We start from the raw sequence: 6,706 nt of genomic DNA, 5'->3' as shown, positions 1-6,706 counted from the left end.
CACGTTTCTGCGCTTCCGGCTGTCGAGAGCGACGAGACGTGGGTCTCGAAGGGGAGGTCGACCGGGGCGAACCGGCCGGCCGGGTCAGCTCAGGGCCCGCTCCTTGACCCCCAGCCTGTGGGTCCGACACGGGGTTACTTGCCCCTCGGCAGCGGCAGCGGCTCCATCCACTGGTCGTTGGCCGTGAGGTCGATGCCGTACTCGCCGGCGAACCGCATGCGGGTGCCGGTCAGCACGCCGTCGACCGACTCGTCGAGGTCGTAGACCCGGGCGCCACGCAGGCGGTTGCGCTCGGCGCCGCCCAGCCCGTAGGTGCCGAACCCGGTGTTCCCCGCGTACCCGAGCAGCACGCCGTAGTAGTCGCCCGAGTAGGTGTTCACGTGGTCGTGGCCGCAGAACACGCCGCGGACGTCGCCCCGGTGCTGGATCGCGGAGAACATGCCGGAGTTGAAGGGGCCGGGGCACTCGTCCTCGTTGCGCTCGCCCTCGATGCGGTGCCGGGCCTTGCCGCGCTCGTGGTCGGCGTCGGTGCGCCCGTCCACCGAGCCGAACCACATGAACCGGTACTCCCACAGCGGGATGTGGATGAACATGAGGGCCGGCACCACGTACCCGGCCCGGCGCTCGACCTGCACCGACGTGTCGTAGTACCACTTCACCTGGTCCATGCGCAGCCAGTCCCAGTGGGGGTAGCCGTCGAAGTCCTGGCCCGCCAGCGTCTCCGGGGCGTACCGTCCCGAGTCGAGCAGCCAGAGGTTGAACGCCGGACGGCCGTTCCGGCCCTCGATCAGCAGGTTCGAGTTGCCCTGCCCGGTGACGCCGCGCGCCGTCGGGCCGTTCACGTTGTAGCGGTAGGACCGGTAGAAGGCCAGCATGTCGGCCTCGTCCACGCCGCTGTTCGGCGTCGAGTCCTCGTCGTGGTTGCCGAAGGTGATGGCCCACGGGATGGCACGCTCCTCCATGGGCTGCACCACGTTGTTCATCGCCTGGTGCATCTCCAGCGGGGTGTCGCAGCCGCCCGTGATGTTGTCGCCGTTGAGGATCACGAGGTCCGGCCGCTCGTCGTCGAGCACCGCGCGCATGAGCTCCAGGGTGCGGCGGTCGATCTTCTCGTCGTCCTGCGTGTCGTTGAACTGGACGATCTTGAACTTCCCGTCCCGCCCGAACCGCAGCGCGCGCTGCGGGTGCCGGCTCAGCTCCACGGCCTCCGCCGGCGCTGCCGCTCCGGCGGCCGCCACGGTCGCGACGCCCGCCGCGCCGAGGCTGCTCAGGGACAGGAAGGTCCGGCGGTCCACGCCGTCCGCAGTGTTCTCAGTCATGCCGACGACGATCGAGGGCCCCGCTGGCGGCCGCCCGACCACCGGGTGGACCCCCGGTGACGGTCTGCTGAACGCCTACCGCACGCGGCGCAGCGCCCGCGCGATCACGTAGACCACCAGGATCAGCACCACGAGTCCGGCGGTCGCGGCGATCTGCGGCCGGGCGGCGGCGTCGGACAGCATGAGGCCCACCACCGCGACGAGCGCCACGAGCGTGACCCACGACAGCCACGGGTAGCCCCAGGCGCGCAGGCGCAGGGTCTCGCCCCGCTCGGCCGCCGCGGCCTCCAGTCGCGGGCGCAGCCGGAGCTGCGAGACGACGACCAGCAGCCACACCACCAGCAGCGCCGAGCCGACGGCGTTCAGCAGCACCCCGAGCAGCGACTCCGGCAGCAGGTAGTTGAGCAGCACCGCGACGACGCCGAAGAACACCGAGACCAGCACCGCGACCCACGGCACGTCGCGGCGGGAGACCCGGGTCGCGGCCCCCGGGGCGTCGCCGCGCCCGCCGAGCGAGAACAGCATGCGGGACGTCGCGTACACGTTGGCGTTGAACGCGCTCAGCAGCGCGAGCACGACGACGACCTCCATGAGCCGCGCCGCGCCGTCCAACCCGGCCATCTGCAGCACGGACACGAACGGCGACTCGAGCCGGGCGGCGTCGGTCCACGGGATCAGGGCGACCATGATCGCCACCGAGCCGACGTAGAAGAACAGGATGCGCCACAGGATGGTGCGCGTGGCGCTCGCGACCGCGGACTGCGGGTCGCGCGCCTCGGCGGCCGCGATCGTGACGATCTCGATGCCCCCGAAGGCGAAGACGACGGTGAGCAGGCCCGCCGCGATCCCAGGCAGCCCGGCCGGGGCGAACCCGCCGTACTCGGCCCACTCCCCCAGCACGCTGCCCGACACGGGAACCACGCCGACCACGATCAGCACGCCGAGCACGAGGAAGCCGACGATCGCCAGGACCTTGACGGTGGCGAACCAGAACTCGGCCTCCCCGAACTGGCGCACGCCCACCAGGTTGACCGCCCCGAACACGGCGACGACGGCGGCCGCGACCGCCCACTGGGGCACCGCCGGCCACCAGCCGTGCACGATCCCGGCGACGCCGGTCACCTCGACGCCGAGCACCATGACGATCGTGAACCAGTACAGCCAGCCCAGCAGGAACCCCGCCCAGCGCCCGAGCGCGGCCTCCGCGTAGACGGAGAACGAGCCGCTCGACGGGAGCGCCGACGCCATCTCGGCGAGCATCCGCATGACGAGCACAACGATCGCGCCCGCTATGGCGTAGCTCACGAGCACGGCAGGGCCCGCGGCGGCGATGCCGAGGCCGGAACCGAGGAACAGACCCGCGCCGATCGCGGAGCCCAGACCCATCATGGTCAGGTGGCGTGTGCGCAGGCCATGGGCCAGCTGCTCGCTGCGGGCGGCGGGTTCGGCGGGGTCGGTCTGGTGGTCGGTGGTGCTCACGACCGACCACGGTAACCCGGGCGGTGAGAGACTCGTGCCTGTGACCGAATCTGCACACACCCCCGTGCACACCCCTGAGGACGACGAGGAATACGGCCTCGAGAAGACCCTGAGCGAGGACCCCGAACCGCTGCCGCACGTGGTCGTGGTGGGCGGCGGGTTCGCCGGCATGGCGGCGGTCCGGGCGCTGAAGGACGCACCCGTACGGATCACGCTGATCGACCGTCGCGTCTACAACACGTTCCAGCCGCTGCTGTACCAGGTCGCGACCGGCGGGCTGAACCCGGGCGACGTCACCTACTTCCTGCGGGGCCTGCGGCTCAAGCAGAAGAACGTGCACGTGGTCCACGAGCACCTGGTGGAGGCCGACCCCGCCGCGAAGAAGATCCGCCTGCTCAACGACCACTGGATCAGCTACGACTACCTCGTGGTCACGGCGGGCGTCACCACCAACTTCTTCGGCACGCCGGGCGCCAAGGAGTTCTCGTTCCCGATGTACTCGCGCTCGCAGGCGATGCGGATCCGCGACAACCTCTTCATCCGCCTGGAGAAGGCCGCGAAGTCGAAGCGCGCCGACGACGGCCTGCGCGTCGTCGTCGTGGGCGGCGGCGCCACCGGGGTCGAGGTGGCGGGCGCGCTCGCGGAGCTGCGGACCGCGGGCCTCGCGCCCGCCTACCCGGAGATCCACGGCGACGCGTTCGAGGTCAAGGTGGTGCAGCGCGGCGGCGAGATCCTCAAGTCGTTCGCGCCCAAGCTGCGGTCCTACGCGGCCAAGGAGCTGCGGCACCGCGGGGTCTCGCTGCACCTGGGTGCCGGGGTGGCCGCCGTGGAGCGCGAGGCCGTCGTCCTCACCGACGGCACCCGCATCCACGCCGACCTCACCGTCTGGTCCGCCGGCGTGCGCGTGCACGACGAGGTGGCCGACTGGGGCCTGCCGCAGGACGAGGGCGGCCGCATCAAGATCGGCGACGACATGCAGGTCGAGGGCCTGCCGGGCGTCTTCGCCGCGGGCGACATCGCGATCTCGCCGTCGGACCTGCCGCAGCTCGCCCAGCCCGCGATCCAGGGCGGCCTCGTGGCGGGCCGGAACATCCGCGCCCTGCTCGACGGCGAGCCCCTGCAGGAGCTGCGCTACGTGGACAAGGGCACGATGGCGGTGATCGGCCGCCGCGCCGCGATCGCCGAGATCAACCTGCCCGGGGGCCGCCCGCTGCGCATCACCAAGGGTCTCGCCTGGATGGTGTGGCTGTTCGTGCACATCATGTCGCTCATCGGGCCCCGCAACCGGGTCACGACCCTCGCCGGCCTGGTCACGCGGTACGGGTTCCCGTTCCACCGGCGTCCGATCCCGATCGTGGGCGACGTGCCGACGGTCCGGCCGCCCCGGACGGGCGCCCGGCGGCCCTGAGCGTTTCACCCCCGTAGGCCCCGCCGAGTCGCCCGCTGCTCGGACATCCCCCGCTCACTTGACAGACTCGGCGCGCTGCCCGGCGAAACGGCGCGGTAGCCTCACTCCTGGCGCTCGGCCACAACGCCGTCGGCCAAGGAGAAACCCATGACCCCGGACGAGCTGCGCTCGGCACAAAAACTCACCATGGCGAACCCCGATCGGTTGCGTCTGCTGGCCGATCTGCTCACGCACCCGGCGGGCCGCTGCACCGCCGAGGACCTGGTGCTGCGCGCCGCTCCGGTGGACCCGGTCCCCGGCGGGCCGGAGGCCGGCGACCTGCCGCGCAGCGTCGCCGCCGCGCACGCCGTCATGGACGTGCGGGAGCACCTCGAGGCGCTGGTCGCCGTGGGGCTGGTCGCCGTGGTCGGGCCCGTGCCCTCGAACGCGGCGCTGTACCGCGTCTCGTCCCGCGGGATCGCGCGGTTCGGTGGGGCGGCCCTCGCGGCCCCTCGGTACCCCGGCGAGGCGACGCTCGACGCGCGCGACCACGACGCGCTCCTCGACCGGCTGGCCGACACGCTCGCCGTCACCTTCGCCGCCAACGCGGGCGCCGGCACCGTGGACCGGCTGGTCCGGGAGTGCTACGCCGCGCTGAACAGGCAGGTGCGATCGTCCGAGCAGGTACCGGCGCTCACCGCGTGGCTCGCGACGGACCGGCTCGCCGCCATGGCCGAGGTGACGCACGGTTCGCCGCGCGACGTGCTGTTCGTCTGCGTCCACAACACCGGCCGGTCCCAGATCGCGGCGGCGGTGACGCGGCGCCTCGCGGGCGACCGCATCCGCGTGCGCACCGCGGGCACCCGGCCGGTGTCCGAGCCCGACACGATGACGGAGACCGTCCTCGCCCGCCGCGGCCTCGACGGGCTCATCGAGTTCCCGCGCGAGCTCACGGACGACATCGTGCGCACCTCCGGGGTGATCGTGACGATGGGCTGCGGCGACGCGTGCCCGGTCTTCCCCGGACGCCGCTACCTCGACTGGCCCCTCGACGACCCGGCGGGCCGGCCCATCGAGGAGGTCGAGCGGATCGTCGACGACATCACCGCGCGGGTGCGGGCGCTCGTCGCGGAGATCGACGCGGCGGACGAGCCGGGGGTCGCAGGGCTCGCGCTCGCGACGTCCGACGTCGTGCCGGCGGAGGCCGTGGCCGCCGACGGCACGTTCGGCGCCGAGCAGCAGCGCGGCTGGCTGCCCCGCCTGGCCCGGCGGCCGTGGACCGTCGTCACGACCGCACTCGGCGCCCGGGGTCAGCGGAAGGCGCGGTAGCCGGTCGGCTCGACCTCGAGCCCCCACGTGTCCAGCGCCCAGGCCGCGGCGTCGCCGAACGCGGCCGCCAGGGCCGGGAGGTCGTCGCGCAGGTTGAGCGCGCCCCAGCGCCAGCGGGACACCATGAGCTGCCGGTAGGACGGTGACCTGCCCGCCGGACCCACCAGCTCGCGGCCCGCGAGGGTGCTCTTCCACAGCCAGCCCGTGACGAGGACCAGGTAGATCGCGCACGCCTGCCGCACGGAGGTGTCCCAGCCGGGCCCCGCGACGATGTCGGGCGCGTGGTCGGCCAGGCCGGCGGTGAGCTCGGTCAGCAGCATGTCCGTGAGGCCGGGCGGCGGGTCGAACACGCACCAGCAGGTGGCGAAGGGCAGCAGCGCGTACGCGGCGACGAACGCCGCGTGCTGGACGTCCGTGCCCTCCAGGTCGAGAAAGCGCCAGCCGTCCGGGCCGAGCACCGCGTTGTCGGGGCAGGTGTCCGTGGGCGTGACGATCGCGGCCGTACCGGGGGTACGCAGGTGCTGGGCCGCGGCGAGCTCGGCCTCGACCATGGTCCGGCGCGCTGCCGTGCCGGGCACGTCGAGCAGGCGGTCGAGCCCGGCCCGCAGGTCGGCGTCGGCGTCCCACGGCACGGCGGCGGCCAGGCGGCCGCGCGCCTCGGCGACCCGGCCGCGGGAGCCACCGGTCGTGCGGCCGAGCGCGCGGGCCCAGGTCCGGGCGCCGTCCCAGGCCGCGTCGCGGTCGTCGCCGAGGAGCAGGTCGGCCAGGGTGGGCAGGTCGCCGAGGTCGGACATGACGATCAGGTGGTGCTCCGGGTCCTGCGCCAGCAGGGCCGGCGTGCCGGGGCACAGGTCCAGGCCGACGGTCTCGCGGACGAACGCGCCGTCGTCGGACAGGAAGCGCTTGACGATCACGGTGCGCGGGGCGCCCGGTTCCGCACCGTCGACCCGGCAGCGGAGCACCTGCGAGCGGGCGGAGCCGCCCAGGTCGACCGGGTCGGTCAGGCGGACGCCGCCCGACGTCGGGGCGAGGGCGGTCTCGGCCAGTGCTGCCTCCGCCAGGGCTGCCTCGGCAAGGGCGACGGTGTCGTTCACCGGGACAGTGTGTCCGCTGCTCACCGGGCAGGACCACACAATTCACAGGACTGTGGACAACATCTGTGGATAACTCCGCGCGGGTGCCGGTCGCCAGC

At 73.2% G+C, this 6,706-nt stretch carries 5 protein-coding genes; 2 read left to right on the top strand and 3 right to left on the bottom strand.

Annotation, left to right across the window (positions count from 1 at the left end; all coding sequences use genetic code 11):
• Nucleotides 1–134 precede the first annotated feature (134 nt).
• Both AB0I29_RS17065 and AB0I29_RS17060 read right to left on the bottom strand, forming a co-directional pair.
• Entirely contained in the window at nt 135–1,319 is a 1,185-nt protein-coding gene (locus AB0I29_RS17065; RefSeq protein WP_285100448.1) for a metallophosphoesterase family protein, read from the bottom strand.
• 75 nt (nt 1,320–1,394) lie between these two features.
• Nucleotides 1,395–2,798, bottom strand: a complete 1,404-nt coding sequence (locus AB0I29_RS17060) for an amino acid permease (RefSeq protein WP_357483464.1) — start codon at nt 2,796–2,798, stop codon at nt 1,395–1,397.
• A gap of 40 nt (nt 2,799–2,838) precedes the next feature.
• Between AB0I29_RS17060 and AB0I29_RS17055 the strand changes: the two genes are divergently transcribed.
• Together AB0I29_RS17055 and AB0I29_RS17050 are read left to right on the top strand one after the other, a co-directional pair.
• Nucleotides 2,839–4,206, top strand: coding sequence for an NAD(P)/FAD-dependent oxidoreductase (locus AB0I29_RS17055; RefSeq protein ID WP_357483461.1), 1,368 nt, complete (start codon nt 2,839–2,841; stop codon nt 4,204–4,206).
• 147 nt (nt 4,207–4,353) lie between these two features.
• Complete coding sequence (locus AB0I29_RS17050) at nt 4,354–5,514, top strand: hypothetical protein (RefSeq protein ID WP_357483458.1); 1,161 nt, start codon at nt 4,354–4,356, stop codon at nt 5,512–5,514.
• Here the strand turns inward: AB0I29_RS17050 and AB0I29_RS17045 are convergent.
• Nucleotides 5,496–6,608, bottom strand: a complete 1,113-nt coding sequence (locus AB0I29_RS17045) for a hypothetical protein (protein ID WP_357483455.1) — start codon at nt 6,606–6,608, stop codon at nt 5,496–5,498. The genes AB0I29_RS17050 and AB0I29_RS17045 overlap by 19 nt on opposite strands.
• Nucleotides 6,609–6,706: the final 98 nt, after the last annotated feature.

The sequence above is a fragment of the Promicromonospora sp. NPDC050262 genome (genome assembly GCF_040655935.1).
Taxonomy (GTDB): domain Bacteria; phylum Actinomycetota; class Actinomycetes; order Actinomycetales; family Cellulomonadaceae; genus Promicromonospora.
Note: the sequence above shows the minus strand (reverse complement) of the source record. Positions and strands in the feature narration are given on the sequence as shown.